An 18,472-nucleotide genomic window follows, 5' to 3' on the forward strand; every position below is an offset into this window, starting at 1 on the left:
GGCGTGGGGGATGTTGTGGGCTAAAATTCGCTAATTATAGTCGCCCATAACGTTTCCGATAGGCGGCCAGCTCCAAGTGTACTTCAACCCGGGCCATCAAGATTTCCGGCACTACCGGCTTAGTCACGTAATCCACGGCACCGAGCGCGAACCCGCGGCCGGCTTCCTGGACTTCGGCGGCGGCCGTCACGAAAATCACCGGAATGCCAGCGGTACCCGGTTGGCTCCGCAGGCGTCGCAACACTTCGTAACCGTCCATTTCCGGCATCATGATGTCCAGCAATATCAAATCTGGCGGCGGCACGTGGCCGGCGATCTCCAGAGCTTTACTGCCACTGGTCGCCGCTTGGATCGCATATTTTCCACGCAGAATATTCAGTAGCGTGTGCAGATTTTCGTGAACATCGTCGACAATCAAAATTCGGGGCTTATCGGGATTGGTATCGATCATGAGCAGTAAGGAAGTCAATGCGAAGCGATATACCGCTGATCTTTAAGCGACATAATTACAAAACAAGGTTAGCCAATGTTCCGCCGCACCGCAATTGGGAGCCTCTCGTCAACGCTGAGTCGAGACCGAATCTCGTAACGCCGGCAACCCGGCAGTGACAGGAACACACTCCTCGATTGCAATTGCCCGCCGTATGAATTATTCTATTGAGCTTAAGTCAGCAAGCTACATGCCAACGTACTACATTAGCAGGCCATGACTGACCGAAATTTTGGAGAGATGGCCGAGCGGTCGAAGGCGCACGCCTGGAAAGTGTGTATACGGAAACGTATCGAGGGTTCGAATCCCTCTTTCTCCGCCAAACTTTGATCCGACCACGGATCAGCCCCTTTAAAAACCCGCAAACCGCATGGTTTCGCGGGTTTTTTATTGTGACATCGCTATCAGCCGGCTGAATCCAGTAAAGCTGCGCGCATCAAACTCGCATTGTGCATCTAAATACGCCTACGCAGCAGCACATTAGCCAACGCCAATCCATCGAAACGTTTGTTTTGTCTACAATGTTATGCGGCTGCGCACCTTACAGCCGGATCATACGCTTGACTTTAGCGTAGCGCTCGCCAGCATGACGCTACACTTTGCCATTTATTTTCAATACATTGACGGAAACGCAAATCCGTTTTTAAACAGAATCGGACTCTATCCATCATCAGAAACATGAACCATCTTCAACCTGCCAAAACAGTCACGTACGCATTTTGCACGTATAACAGGGCGGGCAGGTTAGCTAAATTGCTATCAGCAATCCGCTCGCAAACTTGCCCGGCGCCATTCGAGATATTGGTAATAAACAATAACAGTTCCGACCAAACGACTGAGGTGTTAGAGGAATTGTCCGCGCTACCCGGAATCCGGTTACGCTGGGTGACCGAACCGGAACCCGGTATAGTTGCAGCCAGGAACCGTTGTCTGAATGAGGCGATCGACTCGGATATACTGGTATTCATCGATGACGACGAGATTCCGCAACCCGGTTTGCTCGAAGCCGCTTACGATGCCATCGTCAACGAGGGCGCAGACTGCGCCGGCGGAAGAGTCGTTGTCGACTTCGCCGACCTAAACCGGCCTGAATGGCTAAAAGACGAGTTGTTGGGCTTTCTGGCTGAAACTGATTATGGGGATGAGCCGTTTTGGATCAGTGACAGGCAAACTCCGCTTTGGACGGCAAATATCGCTTACAACATGCGCCTTTTTCGCGACAATCCAGATCTGCGGTTTGACAAACGCTACGATCGGGTCGGAAAGGCGGTTGGTGGCGGAGAAGACGTCATCATGTTTGATGCTTTACTAGCCGCAGACTGCCGGATTCGATATCGTCCGGATATGGTCGTACTTCATTCAGTGGAAGCGTGGCGGTTAAAACGCCGATATTTTTTAAAACTACATTTTGTATCGGGATACAAGAACGCGTATAACCAAACAGCCGAATTCCCACGCAGTTATTTCGGCATACCTCCTTTTTTAATTTTTAAAACAATCAAGTTATTTTCGATTTGGTTAACGTCCGCATTAAAAAGCCGGGAGATTAACATTAGAAAACTGATGAATTTCACCCACTCCAGCGGTTTGATATTCGGTTATTTCAAGCGATGGCAACAAACCGAATTAGATTCAGATAATCAGTCTTGAGAAAATCGTGCGCGACATTGTTGTTCTTATATTTTTAACAGCCTGCATAATCGCTGCACTAAAAAAGCCGTGGTGGGGCGCTCTTTCTTTAGCCATATTCAGCTATTTGAACCCGCATGCCTACGCCTGGGGATTTGTCCGTTCGCTACCGGTATATTACGTACTGTTTCTCGTCGTCACTGTCAGCACCATTGCGACAAGAGATAAACAGCCAATACCGAAAGATTGGCGCATTCCTGCCTTCCTATTTCTTTGGGTTTATTTTATTTTCACGACCACACAGGCCCCGCTACAAGATATTGCATGGACCAAGTTTTGGTTTATTTGCAAAATATTTATACCTTTTTACTTTACCTGGGTATTAATTAATACTAGAGAAAAACTTTATTATTTGATTTCCACCATAGGCGCATCAATTGGCGTTGTAGCCGTTAAAGGCGGTATTTTCGCCATCGTTACCGCATTTGGTCATCGGGTTTACGGGCCACCTAATACTCAATTCGAAGATAACAATTTGTTCGCAGTAGCCATGCTGATGGCCATACCGCTATTATTAGTCTGGGAAAAGGAGTTGACCAAGAAATGGCTTAAAACCGGTATCTTGTTATCCGTTCCGATTATTTATGCCGCTTCGTTATCTTCTTGGTCGCGCGGCGCCCTTTTGACCATGATCGCGTTGACGTTAATATTAATTTCAAATAGTAAGCGTAAATTCATGACGATACCCATCGTGATTGTTGGAATCATAGCGGTAATACCGGCTATGCCCGAGGAATGGTTCGGACGCATGCATACTTTGGAAACCTACGAAGAAGACTTATCCGCGATGTCCCGAATCGAAGCCTGGACCGACGGCTGGAACTACGCGTTGAGCCACCCGTTCACCGGTGCCGGATTCGACGGCTGGATCCACGTCACCATGCGGGACTGGCATAGCTCTTATATAGAGATGCTTGCCGAACACGGCTTTGTCGCATTTGGAGTCTGGTTATCGATGGTCCTGGGTAGCGTTATAAGCTTGACGAGTCTAATACGGCAGGCAAAACGGATTGAAGGGATGGACTGGGTTGTCCATTACAGTTCCATGGTTAGAGCGTCGATTATTTGTTATATGGTGGGTACTGCATTTCTTGGCCTGTCGTATTGGGACTTGATCTATCATTTAATATTTATATCGGTATTAATAAAACAATTTGCGCTTCGAGACTTTTCCGAGAAAGAAAAATTCGCTGCCGAACAGCTTAGAGCGAACAAAAAGCCAGCCATAGACCGAGCCTTAAACTCAACCATTGATTAGAGATGGAAAAAACACTAATATCGCTCTATAGCAGTTCCATTATTGCTTTCTGCTTTGCCCTTACCGTTATAATTCTCGCGCTCTGTAATTACTCCAGAACCGGACCAGGCATACAGCGAGAAATAGAAAAAAGATTTGGCTACTATCTTTTATACGCCATTGCCAGACTGATTTTTTGGCTATTTATCATATTCTTTCTAACATCACTACCAGGTACCGTAGCCGTTTATACTCTTTCGAGAACGTCCACTCTGATAGACTTTAATTTTGTTAGCAATCTGATGGGCTGCATCTTTTCCAGCACAATCATTACGCTTTATTTTTTTTTACACCAACTACTGTATAACCCGGGAAGCATTCAACTGTCTTTCCAATATCGATTTTCGCGACTATTCTTTCTGTGGAAGCTTTTATCTCCCAATTTAATTAAATTTTGCAAATATTTTCTGTTGGCGTTTTTTGTTTCAGGTTGGATATCTGCGTTTTATTTTTCAACCGCTGAAGGCGAACTGTCATTTTTAATTTATATAGCGGGGTTAGCCGCTTTATATACATACATTCACTGTGCAGCTAGCGAAAAAGAACCGGCCGTAATTCAGTCGACCAAACAAAATAAAATGAACGTTGTCATGATAGGGGCCGACACGTTACGTTGCGATCGTATCGGCGGCAACGGTTATCCACGGAATCTGACACCCAACATAGACAAATTACGCTCTCAAGGCGTCAGCCTAAAAACTTGTATTACACCTCTCGCCAGAACCGCCCCCAGCCTGACTTCGCTGCTCACTGGCCTCTGGCCGCAAAATCACCGCATACGCGATAACTATCCGTCCGAATCGGATTGCAAATTGCCCCAACCCTCATTAATAGATTTGCTTAATCAACACGGCTACCTGACAGCCGCCATATCCGATTGGTGTGGTGCCGATTTTGCAAAACTGAGTTTTAATTTTTCGGAACTCTCTGTAGCCGAAGACCAATGGAATATTAAACTATTACTAAGGCAAGGCTCTTCTTTGATTAGAAACGTTTTGTCTTTATTTACCAAAAATCCGCTCGGAAAACGTTTTCTACCGGAGTTCTATTACTTGGCCGGCTCGCCTTTAACCCGCCAAATGGGACGCGAATGTAGAAACTATCTACAGCGTTGCGGCCAAAAATCGCAACCTTTTTTCATTAACTTATTTACGTCGGCCACCCACGTTCCCTTCAATTCGGAATATCCTTATTACAATTTATTTACACCGGCGGATTACAAAGGCGAATCGCGGTTTATTATGACCAGACTGGCATCCGCCGAAGAAATTATTGAAAAACAAGAAAAAAACGCCGACTTTTTCGATATCCAACAAATCAATAATTTATACGACAGTTGCGTAAAACAATTCGACGACGAAGTTGGCAGGATAGTGGATTATATCGAGCATTCGGGTTTGGCCGACAACACGATAATAATTATTTACAGCGACCATGGCGCCGACTTCTTCGAAACCGGGTGCTGGGGACAGGGAAATACATTAGTCGGCAACGACCCGAGCGGCCGGATTCCTTTGATAATCAAAGGCCCTGGCGTTCCGAGCGGCATTGATTTTACACCGGTCACGCGCTCTATTGACGTGATGCCGACCTTACTGGAACTGTTGGACCTGCCGGTGCCGGCCAACATCGACGGTATCAGTTTGGTGCCCTATCTCGAAACCCGGACGTCTCCAGAACTTTTCGCATACCAAGAAACCGGAGTCTGGCTGGGACGAATTCCCGGATTACATCCACGGCAGATTTTTTATCCGAATATCGTCGAGTTATTGGATATCCCTAATAAAAAAACCGGGACGCTGGTAATCAATGAGCAACTTTATCCTACCGTCATCCAGGCCAAAAACAGGTCTATCCAAAATCACAAGTGGAAACTGATTTACATTCCAACCTACGACGGCCCCGTTTACCAACTTTATGACTTAGAAAACGATCCTTATCGCGATGTTACGGATCAATTCCCGCTGATATTTGCAGAGTTGAAATTACTGCTGGATGCACACATTGCAAACGATTCGTTAATCGCTGCTCATTGATCTCGCTCAAGCGTAGTACTCTGCGAAAATGGGCGACTTTATAAAGGCTCGACACTCACTTGCCGAGTGCCAATAATCGAAAATATTAAGTACCGACCGGCATCCACAAATTTTGCCGAACTGGAAGTGTTTGCCGACAAAGGATTCATCCGAACCGCCAGATTTGTAGTTCCGACCATAAAGCATGCCGGAACTCAAGTTACCGCTATACCTTTGAAAAGCCTCAGCAGGAACGATAGTAGTCCAAATACCATTCAACAAAGCGCTGTATGCCCTGCTCTATGCTGGTATTGGGTTTGTAGCCGACATCGCTCACCAAGGCTTCGACATCAGCGTAAGTGTCGGGGACATCACCGGGTTGCAACGGCAACAACTCTTTCTCCGCCGTTTTGCCCAAAAACCGCTCCAGCGTCTCGATGTAGGCCATCAGCTCCACCGGATTTTGGTTGCCGATATTGTAAACGCGCCACGGCGCTTTACTTGTACCAGGATCCGGATTCGATCCGTCCCAGTTGAGATTGGCCTGCGCGTTATGATCCAAGGTGCGCATGACGCCTTCGACGATATCGTCTATGTAGGTGAAGTCTCGCCGATGCTTACCGTAGTTAAATACCTTGATTTTTTCACCCGCCAAAATGGCTTTGGTGAATAGGAACAACGCCATGTCTGGCCGCCCCCAAGGCCCGTAAACGGTGAAGAAGCGCAATCCGGTAGTTGGAAGCTGATACAGATTACTGTAGGTATGCGCCATCAATTCGTTCGCCTTTTTTGAGGCGGCATACAGACTTAATGGATGGTCGACATTGTCATGCACTGAAAACGGCATCGATTCGTTAGCGCCATAAACCGAACTACTCGAGGCATAAACCAGATGTTCGACCTTATGGTGTCGACAACCTTCCAGGATATTGATAAAGCCGACAATATTGCTATCAATATAAGCATGGGGATTTTCCAACGAATAGCGTACCCCCGCCTGAGCCGCTAAATTGACTACTTTTTGCGGTTGGTACTTCTTGAAAACCGCGTCCATTCCGGCCCGGTCGGCAATATCCAACCTTATATCGGTAAACCCGGAATGATTTTTGATTCTATCCAAACGGCTGAGTTTGAGATTCACGTCATAATAGTCGTTGAGGTTATCGATGCCGATAACTTCGTCACCGCGTTCCAACAACTTAACAGCCAAATGGTTACCGATAAAACCGGCTGTGCCGGTCACCATAATTCTCATGTTTACAACCTTGCGTCGGTTTGATCGGCCGGAAATAAATATTTCAGATCGTAGACTATCGCCTGCGGCGTACCAAGAGCTCTGATCGCGGAGATCGGCATTTGCCGGAACTGATCGTGGGCTACCGCCAGGATGATTGCATCGTATTTGCCCTTATCGGGCTGCTGGACTGGAGAAATACCGTATTCGTGCCGAGCTTCATTAGCGTCGACCCAAGGGTCGTAATTGTCGACATTGACGCCGTAGGTCTGCAATTCGGCCACAATATCCACTACTCGGGTATTGCGAATATCCGGGCAGTTTTCCTTAAATGTCAAACCCATGATCAGTACGTTGGCTTCCTGAACGTGAATCCGTTTTTTAAGCATCAACTTGACCAGTTGCGACACCACGTATACGCCCATACCGTCGTTAATACGCCGGCCGGACAGGATGACTTCCGGGTTGTAACCGATCGCTTGGGCCTTGTGGGTCAGATAATAAGGATCCACGCCAATGCAATGACCGCCAACCAAGCCGGGTCTGAACGGCAAAAAATTCCATTTGGTACCGGCTGCCAGCAAGACTTCCTCGGTATCGATACCCAATTTATTGAAGATTAAGGCCAGTTCGTTAATTAAAGCAATGTTGACGTCGCGCTGGGTGTTTTCGATGACTTTGGCGGCTTCGGCCACTTTAATGCTGCTGGCTTTATGGGTTCCAGCAGCGATAATACTCTTATAGAGGGCGTCGACTTTTTCGGCAATTTCCGGGGTCGAGCCGGAAGTCACCTTCAAAATATTTGTCACCCGATGCAGTTTGTCGCCAGGATTAATCCGCTCGGGGCTATAGCCGACGAAGAAATCCTGATTGAATTTCAATCCGGAAACCCGTTCCAGTATCGGCACGCAGACTTCTTCAGTCGCCCCCGGGTAGACCGTCGACTCGTAAACGACGATATCGCCTGGTTTGACGACCTTGCCGAGCAAATCGCTAGCTTTCTGCAGAGGCGTCAAATCGGGTTGCTTATGTTCGTTGATCGGGGTGGGAACCGTGACAATGTAAACCGAACAATCGGCGATATCCTGCAAATCCGCGCTGTAAGTCAGTCTAGTGGCTGCCGCCAGTTCCTCTCCGCTGACTTCAAGAGTATGATCCCGGCCGGCGCGCAACTCCTCGATACGATGCCGATTGATATCGAAACCGACCGTCGGATACTTCCGACCAAACTCCACTGCCAACGGCAATCCGACATAGCCCAGACCAATCATGCCAATCTTAACGTTGTCCAACATCAACTAAATCCTCCACTACCGCACTGGTACTTTTTGAGTTCGCTATTTCTTGGCGATACAACCCCACGCCATCAACCAGGCTTGAGAAAGGTAACTATCGGCCGTTTTAGGCAGCCCCCCTTTCAAGACCATTTCCAAAGTATGATTGATGATGCCAAAAAAGTAAGTGTAGGCGAGTAACGGATCAATGGCCTTAATTTCGCCGTCTTTGACACCGTTCTGAAAAATGCGCTTGATTTTGACAAACGCCGCCGTATCCAATAAAGGTTTCGGTTCGGCCAGAAACTCATCGCTGTTTACAAACAACAGGAACTGCACCACTTCCGGCGCGTCGTCGGTTAAACGGAATAATAAGTCTACTATTTCCCGCAGTTGTTCCGCCGCTTTACGGTTACGACGGCGAATATCGTCGACCGATATGCTCAGACTATCGAGAATATTCTCGTGTAAAGTCTGAGCGATCGCTTGTTTGGTTTTGAAAAACTGGTTGATACCGCTATTGGTTCTAATGCCCAGGGCATTCTTAATATCGGTCAACGAAGTATTGAAATAGCCTTTTTCAGCAAATAGTTTCAATGCCGCTTGCAATACTTCGTCCTGACTGACCGTTTTTTTCTGCTCAATCTCTGATGTCGATTCTAATTCTTGTTCCATGCTCTTTTATACAGCTTTACCTGCTGTTTACTCTCTGTTATTGCAGTATTAATACCGCTTTATTATTTTATTCGCTAATGGTGGAAAACGCCGCCACCAGGTAATTGACCATAGACCACAACGTCAATATTGCCGACAAGTATAATAGCCAATAACCTATCGAGTTGATCGGCAGACCGAACAAGTCTTCCCGATACAACAACAAACTGACCGCGGTCATTTGTGCCGTGGTTTTCCATTTTCCCAATAACGACACCTTAACCTTGGCGCGTTGACCGATTTCCGCCATCCATTCTCTTAACGAGGCTATGGCAATCTCCCGGCCGATGATAACGGCTGCCGGTACCGCCAGGAAAGGATTACCTTGCTCCTGCACAATCAATACCAGAACGATCGCCACCATCAATTTATCGGCCACCGGATCCAAAAAGGCGCCGAAAGCCGTTTGCATATTCATTTTTCTGGCCAAGTAACCGTCCAACCAATCGGTAACGCCGGCTACCAAAAAAATCAGAGTGCAGGCAATATTCGAATACTGCCAAGGTAAATAAAACACAATGGCCAGCAACGGGATCAATGCAATCCTCAGCAAAGTCAAGTAAGTCGGAATTGTGAATCTAATGGCCATCTTGGTGGTGAAACGTATCGTAAATCCGCTGTGCTAATTGTCGGCTAATGCCATCTATACTGGCCAAAGCGTCCACGCCTGCACTGGACACTCCCTGCAAACCGCCGAACTGTTTCAGCAGAACCTGTCTTCTTTTCGGCCCCAGTCCGGCGATATCCTCCAATACCGATTGCTTATTGACTTTACCGCGCCGCTGTCTATGGCCGGTTATAGCAAAACGATGCGCCTCATCGCGAATCTGCTGAATCAACAGCAAAGCCGACGCTCCCGGCGTTACGTCCAATGGCTGTTGATTACCGACCAGAATAATTTTTTCCATGCCGGCTTTGCGATCGGGCCCTTTGGCAACCCCAACTATCATAACATCGTTTATCTCCAATTCGGCCAAAGCCTTTTCCGCTTCAGCGACCTGGCCTTTACCGCCGTCGATAAACAAAATATCCGGTGCCCGATGTTCACCTTGCTTCAAGCGCTTGAAGCGTCGGGAAACGGCTTGATAGATCGCAGCATAATCGTCGCCCGGCGCAATGCCTTCGATATTGAAGCGGCGGTAATCGCTCTTCACCGGCCCATCCCGATCGAACACCACGCACGATGCAACGGTCTGCTCGCCTTGAGTATGACTAATATCGAAACACTCCAACCGGCTCGGGATCAGATCGCAACCCAATTCCTGTTGCAAACTGGCGAATCGGCCAAACAATCCTTGTTTATCCGCCAAGCGGGCGCTCAACGCATTTTCGGCATTGGTAACGGCCATCTGCAGCCATTTCAGACGTTCCCCGCGCACATTGCTCGAGATCGCCACCGCGTGCTTGGCCTGCTCGGCCAAGACCTCGGCGACCAAAGCTGATTCCGGCAAGGCGTGGCTTACGATCAACTCCTGCGGCACGGTTTTTTCCAAGTAATATTGGGCGATAAAGGCCTGCAATATTTCCTCCGGCTGGCTTTCTTCCAACATCTTCGGAAAAAACTGGCGATTGCCCAAGTGCTGGCCGTTGCGAATGTAAAATACCTGCAGGCAGGCCATGCCGGTTTTTGCGGCGCAGGCGACAATATCGACGTCGCCGCGTTCGCCCTCCACACATTGTTTCTCCAGCACCGCTCGCAATCTGGCGATCTGATCCCGGTAAATCGCTGCTTGCTCGAACTCCAGTTCTGCGGCGGCAAGCTCCATTTTGGCAACCAAGCGATCGATCAACAATCCGCCCTTCCCCTCCAAAAACAATATCGTGTTTTCAACATCGGCGGCATATTGCACTGTGCTGACCAAGCCGACGCAAGGCGCGGTGCAACGTTCGATCTGGTATTGCAAACATGGCCGGGAGCGGGCGCTGTAATAAGAATCCTCGCATTGCCGGACTGGGAATATTTTCTGCAGCAACTTCAAGGTTTCCTTAACCGCGCTGGCGCTCGGATAAGGCCCGAAATATCGGCCGCGCCGTTTCTTGGCGCCTCGGTGAAACGTCAGCTGCGGAAAATCGTGAAAACTGGAGATAAAAACGTAGGGATACGATTTGTCGTCGCGCAAACTGATGTTGTAACGCGGTTTGTACCGCTTGATCTGCTGGCTTTCCAGCAGCAAAGCTTCGCCCTCGGTATGAGTAACGGTGACCTCGATCCCGGCCACTTTAGCCACCATGGCCTGCTGCTTGGGTGAAGCGGCGTTGGTCCTGAAATAACTCGACACCCGGTTCTTCAGATTCTTGGCCTTGCCGATGTAAATGATCTCGCCTGCCGCGTCCAGCATTTTGTATATGCCTGGACGCTGGGTCAGCGTTTTGATGAACGCCTTGGCATCAAATCCGGCCGGGTCGGTATCAGTCACGGCCAATCAGCAACGAACGAACGGTCGAAAACACTTCGGCCAGCATTGTCGGGCTTAAACGCTTGGTCTGCACATTGTAGCGGCTGCAATGATAGGAACTGACCAAGGTGTTGCCATCCGGCAATTGAAACAGCGAGTGATGGCCGAATTTGGCAGCGTTGCTTTTCAAGCCATAAGCACGCAGTACGGCTTGGTGGGCGATATTACCCAAAGCCAAAATCACCGAGCGCTCAGGCAAGGCCTGGATTTCCGCTGCCAGATAGTGATTGCACCGTTTTATTTCATCGCCGGTGGGTTTATTTTGCGGCGGCAGACACTTGACGGCATTGGTGATCCGGCAGTCGGCCAAGACCAGTCCGTCGTTCAACGCGGCAGACTCCGCCTGATTGCTAAAACCGTGATCGTATAACGCTTGATAAAGCAGCAAGCCGGCATAGTCCCCGGTGAAGGGCCGACCGCTGGCATTGGCACCGTGCATTCCCGGCGCCAAACCGACAATCAGCAGTCTCGCTTCCGGATCTCCGAAAGGCGCAACCGGCAAGGCATGGTAATCGGGGTATTTACGTTTGACATCATCGAGAAACCCCGCCAAACGCGGACAATCCCGGCAATCCTGATTAAAGAAATTAGAAGGTAGCATGACACAGACAAAGTAAGACTGCGTTGATTTTACCCGACCCGACAAAATCCTGCCGCGGCTACGGCAAAATCCGGCCGTTTAATTAAGCGTTTAGCACAGGGGACCACAGGTAACCCACAATAAAAAAGGGCCTTACGGCCCTTTCTTGTCACTGCGATAAGCGCTAAGCGATCAGTTGTTATCCACTTCTTTCATACTCAAGCGCACCCGGCCTTGGCGATCGATTTCCAACACCTTGACCTTGACCACGTCGCCTTCCGACAACTTATCGCTGACTTTCTCGACCCGCTCATCGGAAATTTGCGAGATGTGTACCAAACCGTCCTTGCCCGGCAAGATCGTGACAAAGGCCCCGAAATCCATCAAGCGCACGACTTTGCCTTCATAGGTTTTGCCGACTTCGACTTCTGCGGTAATCTCCTCGATCATCCGTTTAGCTTCTTCACCAGCCGCTTTATCGACCGAGGCGATATTTACGACGCCGTCGTCGGTCAAATCGATGCTGGCGCCGGTTTGTTCGGTTATGGCCCGGATTGTCACGCCGCCTTTACCGATGACTTCGCGGATTTTGGACGGATCGATTTTAAAACTGATGATGCGCGGCGCGAAATCGGACATCGTCTCGCGAGAGCAGGACAGGGCTTTGTTCATTTCGCCCAAAATATGCAAACGGCCTTGCTTGGCTTGGTCGAGAGCGACTTTCATAATCTCCGGCGTGATGCCGTCGATCTTGATATCCATTTGCAGAGCGGTGACACCGTTCTCGGAACCGGCCACTTTGAAATCCATATCGCCCAAGTGATCTTCGTCACCCAGAATATCGGATAACACGGCAAACTGGTCTCCTTCTTTGATCAAACCCATCGCGATACCGGCCACCGGAGCCTTGATCGGCACGCCGGCATCCATCAACGCCAAACTGCTACCGCAAACCGAGGCCATCGAGCTGGAACCGTTCGATTCGGTGATTTCAGATACCACGCGCAGAACGTAAGGGAATTCGCCCATGTTCGGCAACACCGATTGCACGCCGCGCTTCGCCAGACGACCGTGACCGATCTCGCGGCGTTTCGGCGAGCCGGTACGGCCGGTTTCGCCCACACTGAACGGCGGGAAGTTGTAGTGGAACAGGAAAGTGTCTTTGTATTCGCCAGCCAACGCGTCAATGATCTGCGCATCGCGCTCGGTACCCAAAGTCGCGACGACCAAGGCCTGAGTTTCGCCGCGGGTGAATAACGCAGAACCGTGGGTTCTGGGCAATACGCCGGTACGAATCGTAATCGGCCGCACGGTGGTCAAATCACGGCCGTCGATACGTTTGCGATCGTTCAGAATTGCACCACGGACGATGTTGTATTCCAGAGTTTCGATCACATTGCGAATGGCTTTTTCGTCGTAAAGACCTTCCGCAGTCAATTTTTCCACGACGTCGCTACGGATTGCGCTCAGCGCATCCTGTCTCGCCAACTTCTCGGGAATTTGGTACGCGGCTTTGATTTGCGCTTCGGCTTCGGCGGCAACGGCGGCTTTCAGGGCTTCGTTATCGGCCGGAGCCGTCCAAGCGATTGCCGGAGCGGCGGCTTCGGCGGCAAATTCGTTGATCGCGTTGATTGCAACCTGCATTTGCTCGTGGCCGAACAATACTGCGCCCAGCATAACGTCTTCAGGCAACAAATCGGCTTCCGATTCCACCATCAACACCGCTTTGTTAGTGCCGGCAACCATCAAGCGCAAACGCGATTCTTTCAGTTGCGGCAAGGTCGGATTCAACACGTATTGGCCATCGATATAACCGATGGTCGCAGCGCCCAACGGACCGTTGAACGGCAGGCCGGACACGGCCAGTGCGGCGGAAGCGCCCAGAATAGCCGGGGCTTCGGTATCTATTTCAGGATTCAACGACAGCACGGTAGCGATGATCTGTACTTCGTTAGTGAAACCTTCGGGAAACAGTGGACGAATCGGGCGATCGATCAGGCGAGAAATCAGCGTCTCGTTCTCGCTTGGACGGCCTTCGCGTTTGAAAAATCCGCCGGGAATTTTACCTGCGGCAAAGGCTTTCTCTTGATAGTCGACAGTCAACGGAAAAAAATCACCGCCGCTGCTTTCCTTTTTGCCGACCACGGTCACCAATAGCGTGGTGCCTTCGACATCGATAATCACCGCGCCGTTGGCTTGACGGGCAATTTCGCCGGTTTCTAACGTGACGAGACGATCGCCGTACTGAAATTGTTTCCTGATAGGATTCACTATAAGGTTCCTTCGATTAAAGGTTATGCTGAAAATTTTGCCCTAAAGCAGAAACGGCGCCCCGTGCGCCGTTTCCAGATTGTGTTACTTGCGGATACCCAGGCGTTCAATCAAGGAACGGTAACGCGCCACATCGGTGTTTTTCAAATAATCCAACAGTTTGCGGCGTTGGTTAACCATGCGCAACAGACCGCGGCGCGAATGATTGTCTTTCTTGTGGGTAGCGAAGTGCGGAGTCAGTTGGTTGATATTGGCGGTCAACAAGGCAACCTGGACTTCAGTCGAGCCGGTATCGGATTCCGACAAACGGTATTCTTCAACGACGGCTTTTTTTTGTTCTGCAGTTAATGACATTCTTAATCCCTATCGATTAATTTTGATTTTAAAAAACCATCTGACGATGGCAAGGATGGCACCGTCTCCGCAATAGGGTGCAGCGACGATGCATAGACCCGGATAATCAAACAGTTTGACTATCCAGATGAAACAGTTTTTTCGGGGCTAGTTTACCATCCATTGAAATTTCCCCCAACCCCAAAAAACACTCAGGCGAATAGATTCTGACCCGCTCGGCAGCGGCTTCCGCCACTCGGATACGCTGCCCCTGGCGAACCCGCTCCGCTTGTTCGGCAGTCAAAGCAATTTCCGGCATGCCCAGCAACGGTTGGTCCAATGCGATCAAAACCTGCTGCAATTGTTCAGAATCCATTGCCTGCAACCCCTCCAACGTATGAGCTTGGCCGATGTCAAACATGCCCGCAGCGGTGCGGCGCAGCATCGTGACACTGGCGCAACTGCCCAAGCGATGACCGATATCTTCGGCAAGCGAACGAATGTAAGTGCCTTTGGAACAGGAGACATCCAGCGTCAAGCTGCCGCGCTCGAAATCGGCCGCCACCAACTGCAGCTGGTATATTTTGATACGTCTAGCCTGCCGCTCGACGGTCTTGCCCGCCCTGGCCAACTCATACAGTTTTTGGCCTTGATATTTGAGCGCGGAGTACATCGGCGGCACTTGCTCGATCTCGCCGACGAATTCAGTCAGACACTCCAGCAGGCGACGCTTTTCCAACGGCGGCACCGGCATTTCGGCAATGACTTTACCTTCGCTGTCGCCGGTATCGGTCATTACCCCCAACTGAATCGTCACCAAGTAACGCTTGTCGTCGTCCAGCATTAACGCCGATACTTTGGTCGCTTCGCCGAAACAAAGCGGTAGAAGCCCGGTGGCAAGCGGGTCCAACGCCCCGGTATGGCCCGCTTTGTTGGCATTGAACAACCTTTTTACTTCCTGCAGCGCCTGATTCGAAGACACTCCCAGCCGTTTATCGAGCAGCACGATGCCGTGCACATCGCGCCCAGACTTGCGTTTCGCCATTAAACGTCCTGTTCCGGAGTATCGTCGCTAGCCGCAACGGGCTTACCGCCTTCCAAATCGTGCAACAGCGCCGCGACGCGCATACCGGTATCGAACGAATTGTCGTAGTAAAAATGTAATTCGGAGATATGCCGCAAGCGCATCCGCTTCGCCAACTCATGGCGAATGAACGGCGATATCTCGTTCAACACTTTGACATTGGCTGCCTTACCGGCATCGTCGGCGTTCAATACCGTGACGAAAATTTTCGCCACCGCCAGATCCCTGGACAGCTCGACCTCGTTGATCGTCACGAAACCAAGCCGACTATCCTTGACGTCGCGCTGCATGATGATGGCCAATTCCTTCTGCATCTCCGAAGCGACCCGCTCGCTGCGGCCGAATTCTCTGCCCATGCTTAGATTTCCCGCTTAACTTCGATACGTTCGTAAACTTCGATCTGGTCGCCGGCTTTGACGTCGTTATAATTTTTGACGCCGATACCGCACTCCATGCCCATTTTGACTTCGTTGACGTCGTCTTTGAAGCGACGCAACGACTCCAATTGGCCTTCGAAAATCACCACGTTGTTACGCAGCACCCGGATCGGCAAATTGCGTTTGACGAAGCCGTCGACGACCATACAGCCGGCGATCGCGCCGAACTTCGGCGAACGGAATACGTCGCGCACCTCGGCCAAACCGACGATCTTTTCCTGAATGTCCGGCGCCAGCATGCCGCTGATCGCACGCTTAACTTCATCGATCGCCTCGTAAATGATGCTGTAGTAATGCAGATCGATATCTTTTTCTTCGATCAACTTACGCGCTACCGCATCGGCACGAACGTTGAAACCGATCAAAATTGCATTGGAAGCCAGCGCCAAGTTGGCGTCGCCTTCGTTGATACCGCCGACACCGCCGTAAATACACTTGACTTGCACTTCCTCGGTCGACAGGCCCACCAGTGATTCGCGCAAGGCTTCCAAACTGCCCTGTACGTCGGTTTTGATGACGACATTGAGAGTCGAGGTCTCGCCCGCAGACATCCGGGAGAAGACGTCATCCAGTTTCGACGCATGCTGCGCGGCATGGCGGCTGGAGCGTTTGCGCTCTTCACGGTGCGCAGCCAGTTCCCGCGCCACCCGCTCGTTTTGCACGACCAGGAACTCGTCGCCGGCATCCGGCGTACCGGACAAGCCCAAAATCTCGACCGGCGCGCTGGGGCCAGCTGACTTGATCGCATGCGAATTCTCGTCGAACATCGCCCGAATCCGGCCGTATTCGTGTCCGCATAAGACGAACTCGCCTTTGCTCAGCGTACCCTTTTGAATCAGCACCGTAGCCACCACGCCGCGGCCTTTATCCAGACGCGACTCGATACAGACGCCGGAAGCCACACCGTCTTTCGGCGCTTTCAGCTCCAATACCTCGGCCAGCACAATCAAGGCCTCGATCAAGTCGTCGATACCGGCACCGGTTTTGGCGGAAACTTTCAGGAACTGCACGTCGCCGCCCCATTCTTCCGGCACCACGTTCAACGTAGCCAATTCCTGCATGACTCGGTCCGGATTGGCTTCCGGTTTGTCGATTTTATTCAGGGCGACGATGATCGGCACGTTGGCGGCGCGAGCATGGTCGATTGCCTCCTTGGTTTGCGGCATCACGCCGTCGTCGGCAGCAACCACGACGATAACGATGTCGGTGACTTCCGCACCACGCGCCCGCATCGCGGTAAATGCAGCGTGACCCGGTGTATCGAGGAAAGTTACCGAACCGTGGTCGGTTTTGACCTGATAGGCACCGATATGCTGGGTAATACCGCCAGCCTCCCCGGCAGCGACGCGGGTTTTACGGATGTAATCCAGTAACGAGGTCTTACCGTGGTCGACGTGACCCATGATGGTCACGATCGGAGCTCTAGCCGATAGCTTGACCTCACCGGCCTCGCCGATCACTTCCGCCAGCATTTCCTGCTCGAAATCGTCCTCGCTTTGCATGATGGCTTTGTGCCCCATCTCTTCAACCAAAATCACCGCAGTTTCCTGATCGATGGTCTGATTGATGGTGGTCATGATGCCCAACTTCATCAAGTGCTTGATTACTTCCGCGGCCTTGATGTTCATTTTCTGCGCCAGATCGGAGACCACGATAGTCTCCGGAATGGTGACTTCGTAAACGGTAGGCGCTTGCGGTTTTTCGAATTTGTGGCGAGCCTGATGCAGATCGATCTCGAATTCAGGTTTTTCCCGACGCGGGGCCGGTTTCGCTTTCTTGGCCTTGCCGCGCCGCGCATCACCGCCGCCGCCACGATCGACTTCGACATCCGGAGTAGGACCGCGTGAAGGCTTGAATTCGGCTTTTTTCTTATGCAGCGTCTGCTGTTGCTTAGCTTCGGCTTTCTTTTTGACCTTCTCAGCCGTTCTTTGTACCGCCGCTTCCAAGCGCTGCTTCTTTTCTTCCTCCAAACGCTGCTCTTCGGTCAACTCCACCGGTTTGGCGGGTACCTGGACTGCAACAGCCGCAACTTCCGACTTAGCCTCCGCGACGGGTTCCTGTTGAACAGCGACCGGTTGCTCCAACTCCTGGGTGGCGGCTGGCGCTGGTGGCTCGACAGCCACAACCACGTCTTCCTCGACGGCCTTGGGTTTCAGCTCAATTTGCTGCTTACGTCTTTCCTCTTCCAGCAGCTGCTGTTTGCGTTGTTCTTCCAGAGCTTGTTTGGCCAGCTCCGCTTGCCGCTGCTCATCGCTACCGGGTAAATCGCTACGCTTGATATATGTCTTTTGCTTGCGCACTTCGACGCTAACCGTTTTCACCGCGGCACCGGGCGGAGTCGATTGCTTCAATTCGGTCTTGGTGCTGCGTTTCAGCGTAATGCGCTTGGGCGTTGCCGCTTCCTGATCGGCATCGGTCTTACCGTGGCGTTTTCGCAAATGGGCGAGCAGTTTGACTTTTTCGTCGTCGTCAATGACGTCGTCCGGCGCGCTGGCGCTCAAACCGGCTTCCTTCAACTGCTCCAAAAAACGTTCCAGAGGGATGCCTACAACTTCCGCTAATTCCTGTACTGTTTTATCGCTCATAATCTCCTCCGGC

The 18,472-nt window shown here is 50.8% G+C and carries 15 protein-coding genes and 1 tRNA gene; 4 read left to right on the forward strand and 12 right to left on the reverse strand.

Annotated elements, in window-relative coordinates; all coding sequences use genetic code 11:
* Positions 1–34: 34 nt before the first annotated feature.
* Positions 35–451, reverse strand: a complete 417-nt coding sequence (locus AC0IM9_RS10890; protein WP_482804011.1) for a response regulator — start codon at positions 449–451, stop codon at positions 35–37.
* 273 nt (positions 452–724) lie between these two features.
* Between AC0IM9_RS10890 and AC0IM9_RS10895 the strand changes: the two genes are divergently transcribed.
* The 4 genes from AC0IM9_RS10895 to AC0IM9_RS10910 all read left to right on the forward strand — a co-directional run bounded on the left by AC0IM9_RS10895 (position 725) and on the right by AC0IM9_RS10910 (position 5,512).
* Positions 725–812: transfer RNA gene (locus AC0IM9_RS10895), tRNA-Ser, on the forward strand.
* 356 nt (positions 813–1,168) lie between these two features.
* Complete coding sequence (locus AC0IM9_RS10900; protein ID WP_482804012.1) at positions 1,169–2,140, forward strand: glycosyltransferase; 972 nt, start codon at positions 1,169–1,171, stop codon at positions 2,138–2,140.
* A gap of 7 nt (positions 2,141–2,147) precedes the next feature.
* On the forward strand, positions 2,148–3,437 hold the full coding sequence (locus AC0IM9_RS10905) for a putative O-glycosylation ligase, exosortase A system-associated (protein WP_482804013.1): 1,290 nt from the start codon (positions 2,148–2,150) through the stop codon (positions 3,435–3,437).
* Positions 3,438–3,439: 2 nt separating this feature from the next.
* Positions 3,440–5,512: a sulfatase-like hydrolase/transferase gene (locus tag AC0IM9_RS10910; RefSeq protein WP_482804014.1), complete on the forward strand. Its 2,073-nt coding sequence runs from the start codon at positions 3,440–3,442 to the stop codon at positions 5,510–5,512.
* Positions 5,513–5,735: 223 nt separating this feature from the next.
* Here AC0IM9_RS10910 and AC0IM9_RS10915 read toward each other — a convergent pair whose 3' ends face one another.
* The 11 genes from AC0IM9_RS10915 to infB all read right to left on the reverse strand — a co-directional run bounded on the left by AC0IM9_RS10915 (position 5,736) and on the right by infB (position 18,459).
* Complete coding sequence (locus tag AC0IM9_RS10915; protein ID WP_482804015.1) at positions 5,736–6,746, reverse strand: NAD-dependent epimerase; 1,011 nt, start codon at positions 6,744–6,746, stop codon at positions 5,736–5,738.
* A 2-nt stretch (positions 6,747–6,748) separates the two neighbouring features.
* On the reverse strand, positions 6,749–8,020 hold the full coding sequence (gene tviB / locus AC0IM9_RS10920; protein ID WP_482804016.1) for a Vi polysaccharide biosynthesis UDP-N-acetylglucosamine C-6 dehydrogenase TviB: 1,272 nt from the start codon (positions 8,018–8,020) through the stop codon (positions 6,749–6,751).
* Between the two features lie 42 nt (positions 8,021–8,062).
* On the reverse strand, positions 8,063–8,674 hold the full coding sequence (locus AC0IM9_RS10925; protein WP_482804017.1) for a TetR/AcrR family transcriptional regulator: 612 nt from the start codon (positions 8,672–8,674) through the stop codon (positions 8,063–8,065).
* A 67-nt stretch (positions 8,675–8,741) separates the two neighbouring features.
* Complete coding sequence (gene pgsA, locus AC0IM9_RS10930) at positions 8,742–9,302, reverse strand: CDP-diacylglycerol--glycerol-3-phosphate 3-phosphatidyltransferase (protein WP_482804018.1); 561 nt, start codon at positions 9,300–9,302, stop codon at positions 8,742–8,744.
* Positions 9,292–11,130 (reverse strand): excinuclease ABC subunit UvrC, encoded by a 1,839-nt coding sequence (gene uvrC / locus AC0IM9_RS10935; RefSeq protein ID WP_482804019.1) that lies wholly within the window; start codon positions 11,128–11,130, stop codon positions 9,292–9,294. Before uvrC ends, pgsA begins: the two co-directional genes overlap by 11 nt.
* Positions 11,123–11,770 carry a uracil-DNA glycosylase gene (locus tag AC0IM9_RS10940; protein WP_140912605.1) on the reverse strand — a complete coding sequence of 216 codons (648 nt, stop codon included), beginning with the start codon at positions 11,768–11,770 and terminating at the stop codon, positions 11,123–11,125. Before AC0IM9_RS10940 ends, uvrC begins: the two co-directional genes overlap by 8 nt.
* A 171-nt stretch (positions 11,771–11,941) precedes the next feature.
* Positions 11,942–14,020 (reverse strand): polyribonucleotide nucleotidyltransferase, encoded by a 2,079-nt coding sequence (gene pnp / locus AC0IM9_RS10945; protein ID WP_482804020.1) that lies wholly within the window; start codon positions 14,018–14,020, stop codon positions 11,942–11,944.
* Positions 14,021–14,104: 84 nt separating this feature from the next.
* Positions 14,105–14,374 carry a 30S ribosomal protein S15 gene (gene rpsO / locus AC0IM9_RS10950; RefSeq protein WP_064021993.1) on the reverse strand — a complete coding sequence of 90 codons (270 nt, stop codon included), beginning with the start codon at positions 14,372–14,374 and terminating at the stop codon, positions 14,105–14,107.
* A gap of 106 nt (positions 14,375–14,480) precedes the next feature.
* Positions 14,481–15,398: a tRNA pseudouridine(55) synthase TruB gene (gene truB, locus AC0IM9_RS10955; RefSeq protein WP_482804021.1), complete on the reverse strand. Its 918-nt coding sequence runs from the start codon at positions 15,396–15,398 to the stop codon at positions 14,481–14,483.
* Entirely contained in the window at positions 15,398–15,793 is a 396-nt protein-coding gene (gene rbfA / locus AC0IM9_RS10960; RefSeq protein WP_482804022.1) for a 30S ribosome-binding factor RbfA, read from the reverse strand. The genes truB and rbfA overlap by 1 nt, the downstream gene beginning before the upstream one ends.
* A 2-nt stretch (positions 15,794–15,795) precedes the next feature.
* Complete coding sequence (gene infB, locus AC0IM9_RS10965) at positions 15,796–18,459, reverse strand: translation initiation factor IF-2 (RefSeq protein ID WP_482804023.1); 2,664 nt, start codon at positions 18,457–18,459, stop codon at positions 15,796–15,798.
* Positions 18,460–18,472: the final 13 nt, after the last annotated feature.

The sequence above is a fragment of the Methylomonas sp. Uni0011 genome, from assembly GCF_056850255.1.

Coding starts and splice junctions, on each gene's coding strand:
- AC0IM9_RS10890 (WP_482804011.1), bottom strand. CDS start 451: ATGATCGATACCAATCCCGATAAGCCCCGAATTTTGATTGTCGACGAT.
- AC0IM9_RS10925 (WP_482804017.1), bottom strand. CDS start 8,674: ATGGAACAAGAATTAGAATCGACATCAGAGATTGAGCAGAAAAAAACG.
- pgsA (WP_482804018.1), bottom strand. CDS start 9,302: ATGGCCATTAGATTCACAATTCCGACTTACTTGACTTTGCTGAGGATT.
- AC0IM9_RS10900 (WP_482804012.1), top strand. CDS start 1,169: ATGAACCATCTTCAACCTGCCAAAACAGTCACGTACGCATTTTGCACG.
- AC0IM9_RS10940 (WP_140912605.1), bottom strand. CDS start 11,770: ATGCTACCTTCTAATTTCTTTAATCAGGATTGCCGGGATTGTCCGCGT.
- tviB (WP_482804016.1), bottom strand. CDS start 8,020: ATGTTGGACAACGTTAAGATTGGCATGATTGGTCTGGGCTATGTCGGA.
- rpsO (WP_064021993.1), bottom strand. CDS start 14,374: ATGTCATTAACTGCAGAACAAAAAAAAGCCGTCGTTGAAGAATACCGT.
- AC0IM9_RS10915 (WP_482804015.1), bottom strand. CDS start 6,746: ATGAGAATTATGGTGACCGGCACAGCCGGTTTTATCGGTAACCATTTG.
- rbfA (WP_482804022.1), bottom strand. CDS start 15,793: ATGGGCAGAGAATTCGGCCGCAGCGAGCGGGTCGCTTCGGAGATGCAG.
- infB (WP_482804023.1), bottom strand. CDS start 18,459: ATGAGCGATAAAACAGTACAGGAATTAGCGGAAGTTGTAGGCATCCCT.
- truB (WP_482804021.1), bottom strand. CDS start 15,398: ATGGCGAAACGCAAGTCTGGGCGCGATGTGCACGGCATCGTGCTGCTC.
- AC0IM9_RS10910 (WP_482804014.1), top strand. CDS start 3,440: ATGGAAAAAACACTAATATCGCTCTATAGCAGTTCCATTATTGCTTTC.